The 16755-nt window shown below is 62.1% G+C and carries 13 protein-coding genes; 1 reads left to right on the top strand and 12 read right to left on the bottom strand.

Features of this window, described 5'->3' with window-relative positions; translation table 11 throughout:
• Positions 1-21 precede the first annotated feature (21 nt).
• Positions 22-582, bottom strand: coding sequence for a YbhB/YbcL family Raf kinase inhibitor-like protein (locus AC0Z5Z_RS21565; RefSeq protein WP_016772253.1), 561 nt, complete (start codon positions 580-582; stop codon positions 22-24).
• A gap of 139 nt (positions 583-721) precedes the next feature.
• Between AC0Z5Z_RS21565 and AC0Z5Z_RS21560 the strand changes: the two genes are divergently transcribed.
• Positions 722-2245, top strand: a complete 1524-nt coding sequence (locus AC0Z5Z_RS21560; protein ID WP_485611612.1) for an FAD-dependent oxidoreductase — start codon at positions 722-724, stop codon at positions 2243-2245.
• A 110-nt stretch (positions 2246-2355) separates the two neighbouring features.
• Here the strand turns inward: AC0Z5Z_RS21560 and pgaD are convergent, their stop codons facing one another.
• From pgaD to AC0Z5Z_RS21505, 11 genes are all read right to left on the bottom strand, one after another.
• Positions 2356-2877 carry a poly-beta-1,6-N-acetyl-D-glucosamine biosynthesis protein PgaD gene (gene pgaD, locus AC0Z5Z_RS21555; RefSeq protein WP_252885119.1) on the bottom strand — a complete coding sequence of 174 codons (522 nt, stop codon included), beginning with the start codon at positions 2875-2877 and terminating at the stop codon, positions 2356-2358.
• On the bottom strand, positions 2874-4229 hold the full coding sequence (gene pgaC, locus AC0Z5Z_RS21550) for a poly-beta-1,6-N-acetyl-D-glucosamine synthase (RefSeq protein WP_095181141.1): 1356 nt from the start codon (positions 4227-4229) through the stop codon (positions 2874-2876). The genes pgaD and pgaC overlap by 4 nt, the downstream gene beginning before the upstream one ends.
• 1 nt (position 4230) lies before the next feature.
• The gene (gene pgaB / locus AC0Z5Z_RS21545) at positions 4231-6228 is read right to left on the bottom strand and encodes a poly-beta-1,6-N-acetyl-D-glucosamine N-deacetylase PgaB (RefSeq protein ID WP_485611611.1); all 1998 of its coding nucleotides are present in this window, start codon (positions 6226-6228) and stop codon (positions 4231-4233) included.
• A gap of 12 nt (positions 6229-6240) precedes the next feature.
• Entirely contained in the window at positions 6241-8721 is a 2481-nt protein-coding gene (pgaA, locus tag AC0Z5Z_RS21540; protein ID WP_485611610.1) for a poly-beta-1,6 N-acetyl-D-glucosamine export porin PgaA, read from the bottom strand.
• A 237-nt stretch (positions 8722-8958) separates the two neighbouring features.
• A complete protein-coding gene (locus tag AC0Z5Z_RS21535; RefSeq protein ID WP_016772258.1) occupies positions 8959-10464 on the bottom strand; it encodes a YdgA family protein in 1506 nt (501 codons plus the stop codon).
• Between the two features lie 249 nt (positions 10465-10713).
• Positions 10714-11349, bottom strand: a complete 636-nt coding sequence (locus AC0Z5Z_RS21530) for an NADH:ubiquinone oxidoreductase subunit N (protein ID WP_150637846.1) — start codon at positions 11347-11349, stop codon at positions 10714-10716.
• Between the two features lie 93 nt (positions 11350-11442).
• On the bottom strand, positions 11443-12885 hold the full coding sequence (locus AC0Z5Z_RS21525) for an efflux transporter outer membrane subunit (protein WP_150742986.1): 1443 nt from the start codon (positions 12883-12885) through the stop codon (positions 11443-11445).
• A complete protein-coding gene (locus AC0Z5Z_RS21520) occupies positions 12882-13769 on the bottom strand; it encodes an efflux RND transporter periplasmic adaptor subunit (RefSeq protein WP_056786955.1) in 888 nt (295 codons plus the stop codon). The genes AC0Z5Z_RS21525 and AC0Z5Z_RS21520 overlap by 4 nt, the downstream gene beginning before the upstream one ends.
• Complete coding sequence (locus AC0Z5Z_RS21515; protein ID WP_016772264.1) at positions 13766-13975, bottom strand: DUF1656 domain-containing protein; 210 nt, start codon at positions 13973-13975, stop codon at positions 13766-13768. Before AC0Z5Z_RS21515 ends, AC0Z5Z_RS21520 begins: the two co-directional genes overlap by 4 nt.
• Entirely contained in the window at positions 13972-16035 is a 2064-nt protein-coding gene (locus AC0Z5Z_RS21510; RefSeq protein WP_150637842.1) for an FUSC family protein, read from the bottom strand. The genes AC0Z5Z_RS21515 and AC0Z5Z_RS21510 overlap by 4 nt, the downstream gene beginning before the upstream one ends.
• The gene (locus AC0Z5Z_RS21505; RefSeq protein WP_016772266.1) at positions 16032-16460 is read right to left on the bottom strand and encodes a MarR family winged helix-turn-helix transcriptional regulator; all 429 of its coding nucleotides are present in this window, start codon (positions 16458-16460) and stop codon (positions 16032-16034) included. Before AC0Z5Z_RS21505 ends, AC0Z5Z_RS21510 begins: the two co-directional genes overlap by 4 nt.
• Positions 16461-16755: the final 295 nt, after the last annotated feature.

Below are 16755 nucleotides of genomic sequence, written 5' to 3'. Positions count from 1 at the left end.
CCGCCCGAGAGCGGCCGAACCTCAGCGGTGATAACGCCGCACCGCGCTGCTGTTGCGCAGCACATGGCCTTTGATTTTTTCCATCAGCTCGGCGCGGGTCAGGCCGGCAGGCAGGGCGTCCGGGGCGAGGTCGAGGGCGTAGATCTGGATGATGTAGTGGTGCGCGCTGTCGCCCACTGGCGGGCACGGACCCATGTAGTGGGTGTTGCCTTTGCTGTTGGTGCCGCCGACGCCTTCGAGGGCGGATTTGGCACCGACGCCGGCCGCGATCTGGTGGGTGGTGGGTTTGATGCCGTAGTGAATCCAGTGATCGACGCCCAAGCCTTTCTGGCCATCCGGGTCGTGCATGACGATGGCGTAGCTCTGGGTACCGGCCGGGCCGGCGTTCCAGCTCAACGCCGGCGACTGGTTCTTGCCGCCGCAGCCGGGTGCGTCACTTGCCGCTGCCGAGGTGAACAGACGGTTATCCGACACGCCGGGGATGCTCAGGGTGAAGCGCTCCTGGGCCTGTGCCGGGAACTGCACGCAAAGGGTCACGGCGATGGCCGCCAGCCATGGGTTGAGAGAGGTCAATCGGGTCATTCCGGGAGCACCTTGTGCAGTGAGGCCGTCGTCGGCCCGCAAACTATAGCTGTACCGTTCGTGCCTTGGCAGTAGCAAATGGCTGAACCTCGCGCGGCGCCGCCAACTCACAAGAGAAATGCCTGCGAGGAAGCCGAACATGTCCCTGCACCGTGTCGCCCGTTTCGCCGATGTCCCGCAAGACCGTGGCCTGCAAGTCGAAATCGGCGACTGCAAGATCGTCCTGCTGCGTGCCAACGGCGAGTTGCGAGCGTTTCAGGGCCTGTGTCCACATGCCGGCGCACCGTTGGCCGAGGGGGCGTTGTGTCACGGCAGGTTGATCTGCCCCTGGCACAAAGCCGCGTACCGCGCCGAGGACGGCGGCCTGTGCGAACCGCCATCGCTGGACAGTCTCAAGCGCTATCCGCTGGAGTTGCGCGGCGATGAAGTCTGGGTCGATGACCAGCCGTTGCCCGATCCGCACACCCCGCCCGCTGACGACCCAAGAACGTTCGTGGTGGTCGGCGCCGGGGCGGCGGGTACGGCTTGCGCGGCGGCCCTGCGGGAGAAAGGTTTTGGCGGGCGCATCGTGCTGGTCGATGGCGAACCGGGTGCCGGATACGACCGCACGGTGTTGAGCAAATTTGTCCTCGCCGGGGAAATGTCGCCCAAAGATGTCCCGCCGCTGCGCGATGAGGCGTTCTATCAAGCGCAACGGATTGAACGTGTGCAAGGCGAAGTAACTTCACTCGACGCCCCAGGCAAGACGCTGCATCTGAACAACGGCGGCATCCTGCGCTACGACGCCGCTGTACTCGCCACCGGTGGCGCGCCCAATCCTTTGAAGTTGCCTGGTGCCGAGTTGGCCAACGTCTTCGTCCTGCGTTCGAAAGCCCAGGCTGAACAGATCATCAACGCCGCTCAACCGGGCCAGCGCGCGGTGATCATCGGCGACAGTTTCATTGCCCTCGAATGCGCGTCGGCCCTGCGCGAGTACGGCCTCGACGTTACCGTGCTTGCCCGCCATGCAATACCGTTCGCCAAGCAATTCGGCGAAGCGGTGGGCAAAGCGATCCGCAGGTTGCACGAAGAGCACGGGGTGAAGCTCATCAGTGAACATGAGGCCACGCAGATACTCGGCGAAGACAAGGTCGAGGGCGTGCTGCTCGACAACGGTCTGCGCCTGGCAGCGGATCTGGTTCTCGCCGGCGTCGGCGCTCACCCGGCCACTGCACCTTTTGACTCATTACCCAAGGAAGAAGACCAATCGTTGCGTGTCGATGACGGCATGCGCGTGAGCGATGGTTTATGGGCCATCGGTGATATCGCCACGTTTCCGCTGAGCGGCCAGCCAACTCGCATCGAGCATTGGCGCCTGGCCCAGCAACACGCGCGGATTGCCGCCGCCAACATGCTGGGTGGCGAGGAACATTATCTGGATGTGCCGTTCTTCTGGACGTACCACTTCGGCAAGAACTACGACTATCTCGGTCACGCGCAGGAGTGGGACGAGGTCGAGTTCAGCGGTGAGCCGGAACAGCCGCCATTCATTGGCCTGTTTGCAAAAGACGGTATCGTCGTTGCGGCGGTGGCCTGCGACAAGCAACGCGCGATGGCGCTGCTGGCCGAGCGGATGAAGCAACCTCTGCGGATCAAAGAGGCCTGGACGCTGATTCAGGCCTGACACCGGTCCTGTAGGAGCTGACGAATGCAACGAGGCTGCGATCTCTTGATCTTGTTTTTACATAAGCAAAATCAAAAGATCGCAGCCTTCGGCAGCTCCTACAGTGGAGGTCACGTCAGCCGGTTCACCGGCTCGCGATTGTCATCTTCATCGGCATGCAGAAAGATCACCCGCTGTTGCCCCAGCGGCGCCGGCAAGGCCTGCTGCTGTAACGGCCAGAAATGCGTTTCCACATGGCTGATGTCGCCGTCCTGATCGTTATGAATGGTCATCACCCCCGGTGTGCGCAGTTTCTGGAAACGCTCGTCGCACAGCTTGAAACTCTTGCTCAGACCTTCATCGCCAATCACCGGTGACGGCAAACGGCGCTGGGCGAAGCTGCGGCTTTTGCGTTGCTGGTAACGCGCCCAACCGATCAGGATCACCGCGTTGACGAGCGCCACCCACATGTAAACCTGCAAAGTGCCCAAGGCGTCGAACGCCGAATGATCGATGCGCGGGCCGCCGGTGGTTTCGACCAACGGCCATAACCCGCGTACCAGCAGGAACAGCAGGCCAACCCAGGCCAGGACGGTGAGGATCACGTCGATCACCACCAGAAAGGGCCGCTGGCGAGTGCGGATAATTTTCATTTGATGACTTCCTCCTGGTCGTCGCCCAGCGGGCGAATGCCCCGATCAGGACTGACCCAGCGCGCGCGTTTTTTGTGTTGGCTGAACAACACTTTGGGGAAACTGACCAGGGTGGTCAGCAGACTGACGAGCCAGAACACCAACGGATACCAGACCACCCAGAACATGGTCTTGCCCAGACCCGGCTCATAGCGCCGGTCAATGACGATGCTGACGGCAAACTGCACCAGGCAGACAAACGCCAGCAACAGACCGGTGAAGGCCGGTGGCATCAGGTGATCCACGGCGATCGCGTCGGGCATGACCATGAACTTGCCCATGCCCCAGAAAATCACCGAAAGCAGGAAAGTGAAGGCCCAACCGGTGGACAGGCAGTATTCGAACAGCAGCGGCCACAGGTAGCGATGGCGGTACTGCCAGATGCCGCGAATGTTCTTGAACAGCACTTCGGCGCCGCCCTGAGCCCAGCGCAGACGCTGCTTCCACAGACCACCGAGGGTTTCCGGCATGAGGATCCAGCACAGTGCGCGCGGTTCGTAGAAGATGCTCCAGTGATCCAGTTGCAGCTTCCAGCTGATGTCGATGTCTTCGGTGATCATGTCCGGGCTCCAGTAGCCGACCCGGTTCAGCGCGGTGCGGCGGAACGCGACGATCACCCCGGAGACGGTAAAGATGCGCCCGAAGACCCGTTGCGTACGTTTGATCAGACCGATGATCGAGGAGAACTCGCCGACCTGCACCCGCCCGATCAAGGTCGAACGCGTGCGGATGCGCGGGTTGCCGGTCACTGCGCCAAGGCGTGCGTTATCCAGCATCGGCGCGACCAGATAAGCCGCAGTGTTTGGGGCCAGCAAGGCGTCGCCATCGATGCACACCAGATACTCGCTGCGCGCAGCGATCGCGCCCATGCGCAGAGCCACAGCCTTGCCCTGGTTTTCCGCCAGATGCAGAACCCGCAGTCGCGGATCTTCCTTGGCCAGCGCATCGAGCACAGCGGCAGTGTTGTCCTTGGAGCCGTCGTTGATCGCGATGACTTCGATGTTCGGGTAGTGCTGGGCCAGCGCCGCGTGGATGGTATCGGCAGCGTTATCGCCTTCGTTGTAGCAAGGAATCAGGATCGAAATCAGCGGTTCGCCTTCCAGCGGCGGCGGCAGCGTGTCGTCCTGCCATGGCCAGTGGCGCTCCCAGTGCAGCCAGAAATACAGGCCGCCGGCGATCCACAACCCGGACATGAACAGTGGGTAGAAGAACACGAACGACATCAGGAACTGGCCGGTCACGAGGAAGATCAGCCCCAGCGGAACGCCAAGGACAATCGCCAGAACAAGCAGGGCTAACAGTCTATCCAGCATGTTATGGATTCCATTTGTTGGAGAGTGCAGGCCTTACGGTTTTCAGGTCTGGCAGGTTGTCGAGAAAGTTGTCCGGGTAGTAACCGAAACTGGTCGCGCCCTGGCGCTTGAGCCGGCCCATCCAGTCCGCCAGATGCACGGCGTCGATATCGGCCTGATCCTTCTGGTTCCAGTCACGCGCCTGCAATTCGAACACGGTGCGGTTGAGCGCGCCGGGACGTTTCTTCACTGTGGCGACCAGTTCTTCCAGCCACGGGCCGGACTCGGCCAGCGTCTGTTTTTCCATCAACGGCATGGCCATTGGCGCCGTCCAGTCGTAGGTGGCGAGGTAGTCATCGAGGTTCTGCGCGAACCACGCTTCGCTCTCCGGATTGAGCATCGGTTCGGCGAAGATGTTGCGTGCCGTCAGCACTTGCGGGCCGCGAATCGCACGGACTTTCGCGGTCAGTTCGTTGGTGAAGTCGATCAGGTAGCGGCTCTTGAAACGCGTCCAGCGTTGCATCGCCGCCGGATCGTCGCGCAGCGCGGCAATCGAACCTGGCAGACCTTGAGCGGCGTAGGCCTTCAGGGCATCCGGGCTGGCGTCCTCGAAATCCGAGAGCACCGCATCGTCGTGGTAGAGAATGCCGTCGACCGAGGTCAGCCGCGCCACATCTTCATAGATTTCACCGATGATCTTGCGCACTTCCGGATTGAACGGTGACAGGCGTTTGTACTGTTTCGGATCGACCGAGGTGGTGGCGGTTTTCGGGTCCCAGCGGGTCACGCGCGGCAGCTTCGAATCCAGTTCGAAACTCAGCACCGGCATCCACGCAAAGACCTTCACGTGGGCACGGGTGCGCAGTTGCCAGGCGACGCGGTCGAACAGGTCGGCGCGCATCGGCAAGTGACGGTTGGGGAAGTACAGCGAATGCACCAGACCATCGCCCTTGGGATCGGCGAAGGCTTGCAGGAACACCGTGCTGGCACCGAGGTCAGCCATGCGCTGCACCAGTTTGCCAAGGTTGATGTCCTGCTGGGCCGGGTCCGGGTCGTAGACGTTGTCGAGGTCGACATGCACCACGCGCATCGGCGCTTCGGCCTGCACCGAGACGATGCTGTTGGCGAAATGCTCGCCATCAGGATCGGAGGCGACCAGAAAGCGCGGCCCGCTCATCAGGTTATCGAGGGTGTCGAGGCCGTCGTCCAGGGTCAGGGCCATTTCATAGCCCTCCTCACCGACCACGGTCAGCGAGGTACCGTCGGCGGTGCCGTACGGCCAGACCCAGACGCGTGGTTTGTAACCGGTGGCCTTGCGGATCTTCTCGGAAATGTTTTTCACGTCGGTGCGAATGCGCGCCTGGAAATCGGCTTCGGATTCGTAGCGTTTGGTCACCGGGTCATAACGCCGGGTCGCGGCGGCCGGTTGCAGGTTGCCCTGCGGGTTGCCAAGGATGCCTTTGTGGTTGGCATCGGTGTGAGCGGCGATCTCTACCAACCCGGACTTGGAAATTTCGCGGATCTGCTGCCAGGTCAGGAAGTTCTCACGGTTACGCGGTGTGCCGGCGAAATCCACCGGTTGATTGAGCGGCGTGTCGATCCAGGTGCCGACCGGCGCCAGCAAGGCGTGCCAATTGTAGGCGCGCAACACTGGCAACACGCGGGTATAGAAGCTGGCGTAACCGTCGTCGAAACTGAGCAACACCGCTCTCGCCGGCAGCTCCGGGCCGCCCTTGCGTGCCGCCATGATCTGGTCGACGGTCACTGGTTTGTAGCCGTTCTCGCGCAGCCAGGCGAGCTGCTCGATCATGCGCTCGGTGCGCACCGCCACCACGGCCTGATCGGGATCACGGTCTTCGACATCGTGGTAGGCGATGCCGAGCACGTGGTTTTTTGGCCACGGTTGTTCACTGGCCGCGACCGGCCGCTCGGAGGGCGGCGCGAAGGCCGGGGCTTGCTGGGCGCAGGCGCTGACCAGCAGCGCTCCCAGCAGAAGGATGAAACGCGAGATAAAAGGCATCTTCAAACTCTTCTAGAAGCGGAAAGTGAGGTCGACAAGCAGACGCAGATCAGTTTCCCGATCACCGTCATAAGGCCGGTTGATCACACTGAACATGCCGCCCACATCGAACACGTCGTTCCAGGCGTACCGTTGGCCGTAACCGAGCAACGCCATGCCGCCGGTGCCGTGGTCGCGCTGACTGTAAGTGCCCGCGCCGGCCTGGAATTGCTGGCTCCAGGAAGTCTCGTAGCGGTGGTAGAGCACGTGGTTGACGTTGACCAGCGGCATCACGCTGAAGTCCGACTTCGGGTTGAAGTAGGGCACGTCGTCGGATTTCGAGTTGTGGCTGGTGCCGACTTCCAGGCCTGCGTCGACCTGGATGTTCGGCGCGGTGTAGATGCCCTCGCGCCCGGTCACCAAGGCTTCGACGCGGTTGTTGCCATCACTGAAGTGCGACGGGCTGACCGACACGCGCCACTCGCGGCTTTCGTTGGCGCGCCAGCGCAGGAACGCACTGCCGCCATTGGCCTTGATGTCGCTGTTGAGCGCGCGCAGCGGCGTTTCCGCCGAGAGGTATTCGAGGCTGCCGCCGTACTGCCAGTGATCGTTGATGTCGCGGACTATCGCCAGGCGTGCGCCTTGTTTGTCACCGAAGCCGTAATCGTGATTCGACACCTCGGCTTCGAGGGTCATGTCACGGGTGCGCCGTTCCAGGCCGACACGCTGGAAGCGATGGTGGCCGGTGCCTTCGGCGAAATCACCGGTGGCATATCCGGCCCCGGCGAAGACACGCCAGTCTTCGTTGATCGGCGGGCTGTACAGCGTGCTCTGGATACCGAAATCACGGCTGCCGCTGACCGCACCGGCATCGCCGCTGCCGCCACCGTTGGCCTTGCCGCCGTAGGCTTCGACGCGCAGTTCGGCCATGTCATGCACTTCCCGTTCGCGAGCCAGACGCTGCACCTGGCGGTTGTCCGGATAACGCGCGACCACATCGTCGACCAGCGCATCGTTCTGCCGCCATTCCTGCAACTCCATCGCGGTGCGCGCCTGAGCGACTTCCAGGCCGGCATCGCGGGGCGCCATGCTCTCGGTTTCCTTGAGCTGATTTTCCGCGCGGCGCGGCCACTGTCGGGCGAGGTAAAGATCGGCCTGGGCCAGACGCAAGCCAAGGTTGCCCGGCGCCTGATCGACCAAAGTCTGCAAACGCTCTTCACCGTGCGGAAGATCGGAACCGTAGGTACCGGCCTGGGCGGCGAGTTGCTGGGCGTCCATCCATTCATCGTTGGGGTTGCCGATGGGCAGACCTTTGAGCTCGACGCGCGGACGCTGGGCTTTCGCTGCGTCTTCGGCGACCTTGCGTGCTTCGTCGGCGCGGTCGCTTTCCAGCAGGGCGTAGTACAGCGCAGTGGTGTCTTCGAGACGATCACCGGCATCGGCGTCCGGCGCCGAAAGCACCTGGCGATACAGGTCGGTAGCAATCTCAGGCTCACGCTGATCCAGATAAGACGCTGCCACCCAGCGCAGGGCATAGGTCGGAATCTCCACGCCCTCGGCTTGCAGCTTTTGATATTCGCTGATGACGTCGGCGGTGCGCGCCCGCGCCTTGAGCGCGCCCATGCGGTCGATGCGCCAGCGCGTCACGTCGTCGTGAGCAGTGGCGTCGGGCGTCCAGGTTGCGAGCAATTTGTCGTAATCGGCCAGCGCGCGGTCGGCAATGACGTAGCGTTCCTTCTCGCTGCGGGTGGCCAGTTCGGCAAGGCGCACGCGTTCGGCGGCGAGATCACCTTCGAGCCGGCGCAAGGTCACCGGATCAATCAGGCCGGGACGTTGACTGGCCAGCCGCAGCGCCGGTTCTGGCAGGCGGGCCTTTTGCAGGGCGACCACGTACTCGCGGGCAACTTCCGGCTTGTTGCCGGCGCGGATGAAGGCCTGATCGTATTCGAAGAGTGCGTCGTACTGTTTGCCGGCGCGACCGAGTGCGTAGCCCAAGGCGAGACGGCGTGACGGATCGTCGGGTTTGGCGGCGACCAGCGCCTGGGCGCGGGTGACGGCCTGATCGGGTTTGCCGGAATCGGCCTGAGTCAGCGCGAGACCCAGTTGCAGGTCGGCGTTGTCCGGCTCCAGCGCCAGCGCCTTGTTGTACACCTGGATGGCCTGATCCCAGCGCTTGAGGTTGCGATAGGCACGCGCAACGGCAGTCAGCGCCTGCACCGGCAGAACGCGGTCAGGGCCTTGGGTTTCATAGACCTTGACCACTTCGGCATCGAGCCCGGCCCAACTGGCGATTTGCAGATGATCGCTGATCTGGCCTTCGCTGGCCTGGCCCGGCGGCACCTGACGCAGCACGGTCAACGCAGGCGTGTAATGCCCGGCCCGGGCATCGCGCACCATCTCGTCGTAGGGTGTGTCGGCCAACGCCAGCAGCGGCCAGAGCAACTGGCTGCACAGGGCGAATCGGAACAAAGGGCGTAAACCACGATGTAATACAGGGCCATCAATACGCGGCATTTGTCAGCATCCTTACATGGCCAGCCGGGTCGCAATGCCCTCCTTGCCCATTCGTAACGGTGGCCGACAAAAACAGCCTTCGGCCAAGCTTGGTGAGGCAGTCTGCACGCAAGCGAGAGCGAATTTTCACAACGCAATATTTGTTCAGAATCGGTCCATCTGTACAAAATCCGTACAGCAAAACGCCCGGCGCCTGTTCACACAGGGGCCGGGCGTCTGGGGGGGGCGCGGTTGGGTTTATTGCTCTTGGGTGACGCCGGCAAACTTGCTCATGAGGAAACCGATGAACTGCTCGACGGTCATCTTCTGGCCGTTGAATTCGACCTGATTGGCCGCGTAATGCAGTTTGGTCACCACGTTGGTGCCGTCGGCGACAGCCAGTTGCGAGCCGACCGCCATGCCGGCGAACATGTCCGCCGCTTCCTTGGACTGATCGACGATGGCTTTGGCGTCAGTCTGGCCATCGAGTTGCGCCTGCACGCTGAGCAGATCGACCAGCATCGGCTTGGATACCTGAATGTTCAGGTCGAGCAGCGCGATCAGTTGCTTGCCGAGTTGATCCGGCGGCAGATCCATCGATTGCGGCTTGGTCAGGTCGATCACCAGATTGGCGCGGCTTTCACCGTTGGCGGTGTTGAACGACAGGTTCTCCAGCGCCAGTTGCGGGCCGGCCGCCAGCAACTTCTGCAGATCGGCTTTGACCTGGGCGTTTTCCGCTTCGGTCAGATTCAGCTCCGGTGCCGGCAAACCCTGCGCGGCGGCCTCGGCGGCAGCTTTTTCGTATGGCTGCAATTTGGTCTGGTAGATCTGCATCAGCGACATGGTCGACGGAATGTCGAGGTTCTTCAGGCTCATGGCCATGGCCGCCGAACCGACTTTCTTGTCGTTGAGCGTCACTTCGCCGATTTTGTAGTCGGCACGCCCCGAGGCGTTGCTGCCGCTTTCTTCGGTGCGGTTCTTCATTTCGAAGTTCTTCACGCCCAGCACCATCGGCTTGGCACCGAAGGTGGTTTTGCTGCTGGTCACTTCCAGGGTGTTTTCCCCGGTGTAGTAGCCGTAGCTGCTCTTGGCGAGGTTGCTGGCCAGGGTCAGACCGTTGAGCTCAACCTGCACCGGCGCCTGGTCTTCCGACACGGTGACCAGTTTCAGGTTGTCCATGTAGCCGTCGGCCTTGACCTTCTGCGCCTGGGCGCTGGCGGCGATGTCCATGCTCAGACCGGAAAACTTCAGGCTCGACTGCTCATCCAGCGCGGTTTCGAACGGCACCAGGTTGAGGGTGCTGGTGGTCGATTCGTCGTAGCCGATGTTGGTCACGCCCTTGAGCGGCGCGGCGCCGTTGGTGGCGGCGAACCATTTTTCCGTGGACGGGCTCTTTTCCAGCTCGTAGTTGCTGGTGGCCATGACCGGCAGCCACTTCAGCGAAACCAGGCGCGAGAACGGCAGCGGGCCGTGTTCGATGTGGTCGACGAACAGCAGCTCGACCGGCGCATCGCCGAACATCTCGCCCTCGCCCTTGAGACGATAGTGCGCGGTGCTGGTGAAGGTGTGGCGCTCCAGCGATACCAGTTCCAGCGACGCGGTGCCGTTGGAGCCGGCCATGGCGGTCTGCAGCTCTTTGTTGGCGTTGGTCACGGCGTTGTTCAGTACGCCTTCGATCTTGGTCCCGGTGTACCAGGCCCCGCCTGCGCTGATCGCGCCGATGGCAACAACAATTCCGAGAAGCACGCCTGCTGATTTATTCATGAATGACCTGATCGGTTTCCGTGGCTGTGGATGAAGTCGTCTTCCTTGAACCCGGGATCGGGTCGCGGCTCGACTGTGCGCAATTAAGCGATGGAGATTAGCACCGGGCGCGGGCGACGGCCCAATGTTTAAAGGTTAAAGAGTGTCTATGGACACTTGGGAGAGCAAAAAGATCGCAGCCTTCGGCAGCTCCTACATTTGCAATCCGATTGTCCTGTAGGAGCTGCCGAAGGCTGCGATCTTTTGATTTCAGGAATACTGAACCTCGATTTCATCCAGCTGATGATCAAAGCTCTTCAGCCGCGCGGTCCAGGTATACACCAGCACTTCGAAGTCACGATCGATCACCGCTCCGCCGGTGGTATCCGCCCGCACATCGCAGAAATCCAGTTGATAGCGTTCACGAGCCATGGCCGTGGCGACGTCGGACAGCTCGCGGGCGTTGCTCAGCCAGTGCCAGCCGTCATCGGCGATCTGCTTGTCGAGTTCCAGGCATTGCTTCTTCAGCGCTTCGAGGCTTTTTTCCAGCGGCGTGCCGGTGAGCTCGCCCATGACTTCGGCGAAGGTTCGCCCGGGCTGCCAATAGCTACCCCAGAAGTAGCGGTCGAACACGGTTTCGACCCGGCGCAGGGCGACTTTGGTGTCCCAGATCAGGACGAGCATCCTGCCCCGTTCGAGCTGGCGCTTCTTGACCCGTTGCAGCTGAATCGAGGTCCACGCGACGACGACGATCGCCATCACCGCGATCAACGCAACGGCGCTGTCGAGGAAAACCATTGCCGTGTCGATCTGGTGGGCCAGCATGATCCCGTAGAAATACGTGGCCGAGAGCAGCACCAGTGCGACCAGAGCGCACCAGAAGCCGAGAGCGTAAGGGTTTTTCATTATTGGTTTCCCCTGGGCCAGCACGAGCAATGTGCATTGCAGGAGCGCTTGGCATGGGGCGCCCCTCCAACACTTCAAAGCATAGCAACGGCCTCAGGGTTTGCTGGCGCTCGAGGTGTTCGTTCGTCCGCTTTCCCAGCCACCGCCCAGGGCGAGGAACAAATCGATCTGGCTCATTGCGACCTGGGTGTTGGCGGCGGCCAGTTGCGCGGTGACATCGGTGTAGGTGCGGGTTGCCTGCAGGTCGGCGAGGAACGACTCGCGGCCGGCCTGGAAGAAGCGGTGCGTCTGCTCGGCGGCGAGCTTGGCCGACTGTTCGGCTTCGGCTAGGGCATCGCGGCGTTGCAGCAAGGCGCTGTACTGGGCCAGACCGGTCTGCGTCTCGCGGATCGCGTTGAGCACCACGCCGTCAAAATGCGCCAGCGCGCCTTGAGTGTTGGCCTCGGCTTCACGGATGCGCGCGCGGGCGCCGTTGGTCGGTACTTTCCAGCTCAGCGACGGGCCGAAGCCCCAGCGGTTGGTCGACGGGTCGCCAAGGTCATCAATGATGCCGACGGTGCCGATGGTCGCGCCGATGCTGATGTCCGGGTACAGCTCACCGGTGGCGATGCCGATGCCGGCGGTTGCCGCAGCAAGACGCCGCTCGGCCTGACGAATATCCGGGCGGCGCTTGAGCAGCGCAGCGCCGTCACCGACCGGCACCAATTGCGCGATCTTCGGCAACTCGGCGCAACTGGCGGTACCTGCCGGCAACTGCTCGACCGGTTTGGCCAGCAGCATCGACAGACGGAACAGCCCGGCCTGACGCGCCGCTTCATAACGCGGCAAGTCGGCGCGCAGGGATTTGAATTGGGTCTGCGAACGGGTGACCTGGGTCTCGTCACCACGCCCGGCGTCACGTAGACGCTGGATCAGCGTGGTGCTCTGCGATTGCAGGTCGAGAGAATGCTCGGCGATTTCCCGCTCTTCGTTGGCTGCGCAGACCTGGGTGTAAGCACGAACCACGTCCGCCACCAAGGTAATACGCGCAGTGTCGGCTGCGGCCTGAGTAGCATCGGCATTGGCTTTGGCCGCTTCGATGCCGCGCTGCAAGGTGCCCCACAGGTCGAACTGATACGAAGCGCTGATGCCGATATCGGCGATGTTGGCCACCGGGACTTTTTCCGGCAGCAGGAACGCCTGACCGGACTCCTGCAAACGTTGCGCACCCATTTTCACCCCGCCGCTCCAGCCGCCAGCGGCCTCGGCTTCATCCACCTGAGCGCGCGCCCGCGACAGGTTCGCCGCCGCTACACGCAAATCGGTGTTGGAAGCCATGGCCTGCTGTACCAGTTGATCGAGGCGCGGGTCTTTATACAGCCGCCACCAGTCCGCTGGCACCGGCGCCGAGACCACCGGTTTGCCGGCGACTGCCAGCTCACCCTGAATATCCTTGCGCTGCACCGCCGCGTCGGCGGGCACCTGATAATCCGGGCCGACCATCTGACAGGCCGAGAGCATCATGCCCAACCCGGCGATCAACCAGGCCCTGCTCATGGCTGCGGCTCCTCATGCTGATCGTCGATGATCGACACAGTGGCGGTACGCCCGGCAATCATGCGGAAGTCGGCCGGTACATCATCGAATGCGATGCGCACCGGAATCCGCTGCGCCAGGCGCACCCAACTGAACGCCGGGTTGACGTTGGGCAGCAGGTTGCTGCCGCTGGTGCGGTCGCGGTCTTCGATGCCGGCGACGATACTTTCGACATGCCCGCGCAACCTGGCGCGGTCGCCGATCACGCGGATATCCACCGATTGCCCGACGTGGATGCCGTCGAGTTTGGTTTCTTCAAAATAGCCGTCGATGTGAAAGGAGTTGCTGTCGACCACCGACAACACCGGGCGCCCGGCGGTGACGAATTCCTGCGGACGCGGCGCGCGGTCGTTGACGTAACCATCGACCGGGCTGCGGATCACCGAGCGATCGAGGTTGAGCTGCGCACTGTCGACCGCCACCAAGGCTTCGGCCAATGCCGACTGCGCACGGGCGACGCGCGACTGGCTTTCTTCCAGTTGTTCGGCCGGCACCAGGTTGCCGAGGCCACGGTTACGCTTGGCTTCACGCTGCGCCTGGGCGAGGGTTTCTTCGCGATCGGCAACGGCGGCCTTGGCCTGGCGCAGAGCCAGTTTGAAGCGATCCTGGTCGATGCTGAACAGCACCTGACCGCGCTTGATCAACTGGTTGTCCTTTACCTCGACCTGCTGGATCAGCCCGGACACGTCCGGAGCGATCTGGATGATGTCGGCACGAATGTGGCCGTCGCGGGTCCACGGCGCGAACATGTAATACATCACCATGCGCCAGACGAGGACAACGGCAAAAGTCACGATCAGCAGGGTCAGAACCACGCGACCGATGGTCAGAAACGGTTTTTTCATGTCATCAGGTATCGACTGAGTGAGTCCACGCCGTACAGCAGCACGGCATAGAGCGCCACGTTGAACAATGCCCGGTGCCAGACCAGACGGTAAAAGTGCAGGCGTTGCAGCACGCCATGCACCAACAAAAACAGCACGTAAGTGATGCCCATCAGCACCAGCAGGGTCGGCAGGAAGATGCCGCTGATATCCAGATCACCGATCATAGGGGCGCTCCATCGGGCAGCGGTTCTTCGGGCTCGGCGCTGGAGACGAACTCGACGCCGGGCAGCAAGGCCAGACGCAGACCGCTCAAGGCGTGCAACAGGTGCAGACGGGTTTCATCGTCACCCTGGCCGTTCAGCGCTCGGCGCGTGCGATCGAGGGTCATCAGCAGACCGCTTGGCGCCGGCAGGCGTTCGTCGGCTTTGAGGCAGGCACGGAAATATTCGCCAACCTCGCCCACCACTTGTCGCAGCAGGGCATTTGGCACGCCGGTGACGCGCGGGGTGTAGGCAAGCAGATCGAGCATATTCAGACCGACACGCACTTCGCGCATGGCGATGCCGGTGTCCTGACCTGTCAGGGCCAGACGCGGCAGGTGCTGCATCAGCCGATCGAGCAGCTGCACGCCCAACTGCCGATGCTCGGCGAGGCTGGCCGGCTCGGTCATGCTGACGATGTCTTTCCAGCTGAATCGGGTCAGACGCTTGGCCGCCAGTTCGGCACCGAATGGCCGCGCCACCAGCGTCCAGATGAAGGCGAACAACAGCCCCAGCGGTCCAGCCAGATTGGAGTTGGCGAAGGCGAAAAAGTCCGCGTCGTAGGCACCCTGAATACTGATGAACGACGAGGTATTGACCAGCGTCAGCAGCATGCCGAGGTAGAAACGCGGCTGCACGGTCAGCGTACCGATGCAAATGAACGGCACGGCAAACGCCAGCACGAGCATCGGGAAATCGTGCAGGTTGGGCAGAATCAGGAACAGATAAAGACTGGCGAACAGCACCGACATCCCGGTCCAGAAAAAGAACCGGTAAATCTGCGGCGCCGGGTCGTCCATCGAGGCAAAGAAGCTGCACGCCACCGCTGCCAGGATCACCGCGCTGCCGCCGTCAGGCCAGCCGAGCAGGATCCACAGCACCGAAGCAACGATGATCGCCAGAATGGTCGAGGTCACCGAGTAGAGCATCAGCCCGCGATCGATGAACGGCGTCAACCGGCCCAGGCGCCAGTGCCGGTACACCGCGCGCCAGCTGTCCTGGCGCTCGCAAAGAATCGCATCCTGCAGGCTGCGGCAGTCCTGCCACAGATCGATGAATTCACCGAGGCGGTAGATCGCATTGGAGAACAGCAACTGTTTGCGCTCCTCCAGCGCTTCGGCGCTCGGTTGCAACGCGTCGAGTTGATCTCTCAGTGCTTGCCAGCGCTCGAGATTGGCGTCTGCGTGGTCCAGCCATTCCCGGGTCGCAGTCAGCAATGGCTGGAATTTCTCCACCAGTTCCGGGGTGCGGCGTTCGAGGGCGTACAGCGAATCCTCTAGGGCATCGATCACTGGCAACAGGTGAATCATCCGGCCGCGCAGTTCCTTGGTGTTACGCACGGTTTGTGGCCGCGCGCCTTCGTGGGGCAACTGGCCGATCATCAACTCGAGGCTGTTGAAATTGGCGACCATGGCCATGCGCAGCGCGGTGACCTCTTCCGGCTGCACATCGCGGCTGAGAAACTTCAGGCTGTAGCTCGTCGCATCGGCGAACCATTTGCTCACGGCATCATTGAACACCGGCGCCAGGCGTCGCGGCCAGAACATCGCACCGACCACCGCAGCGACGGCGATGCCAAGGAAAATCTCTTCGGTACGCGCCTCGGCCACGTCCCACACCGCCAGCGGATTATCGACCACCGGCAGGGCAATCAGCGGCAAGGTGTAACCGGCCAGCATCAGCGCATAACTGTTGGCGGTGCGCAGATGCAGGGACATGAACAGCAGAATGCCGGTCCACAACGCGATCACCACCACGAGCACATACGGGCTCTGCACGAACATCGGCACGAACAGCACCGCCGCCGCTGCGCCGAGAAATGTACCGGCCGCGCGGTACAGCGCTTTGGAGCTGGTCGGGCCGAGAAACGGGCTGGAGACGATGTACACCGTGGCCATCGCCCAATACGGACGCGGCATTTGCATGAGCAAGGCGATGTACAGCGCAATCATCGACGCGGCAAAAGTACGGACCCCGTAAAACCAGTCACGGGCCGGCGGCATGCCAGTGAAAAAACCGTTCAAGAATTGACCACCACAGGCGAACTCGCCGCCTCAAAAGCCCTGAGTACCCGAAGCGTAGCTTCCAGATCGCTGCGCTCGATGCCTTCCAGCACCTCATGCCGCAAGCGCACCAGCTCGGCCTCCACCGCTTGCACCAGCTCGCGGCCGGTATCGGTCAGGCTCAGGCACTTGGCCCGGCGATCCTGGGCATCTTCGGTGCGACAGACGTAACCGGCGTGGCACAGCTGATCGAGCAAACGCACCAGCGAAGGACTCTCCATCCCCGCAGCCTGGGCGACTTGCACCTGACGCACGCCCTCGCCCAAACGCCCGATCATCAACAAGGGCACGGCGCAGGCTTCGGAAATTCCATAGTTGACCAGCGTGGTCTGGCAGATCTTCCGCCAATGCCGGGCGGCCACCACCATGGCGCTGCTGATGTTCATCTGGAGACTGTCGAGGGAATCGGACACGGGATAACGGACACTGTTAGTTTGCTAACTATCAATATCGCATTGGAGGGGAATTTCAGTCAAGTTTTGAAACAAATCTCCCTACGCTTGGCCGAGGCGTACCACGAGTTGGATTTGTAATTTTTCGAAGAAAAAATCTAATGCGACGGACAAAACGAAATTTTTTTTACAGTAAGGAGGTTTTTTTTACATCTGAGCCTTTTCGCGCAATTTTTTTTACATGCTGCGCCTCATGCCAGACGATACATCAACTGATCCCGCACTTTGG

It is taken from the genome of Pseudomonas sp. 1L-E-NC-VB-C3 (genome assembly GCF_057291535.1).
The sequence above is the reverse complement of the archived record's forward strand: the minus strand, read 5'-3'. Positions and strand labels throughout refer to the sequence as shown.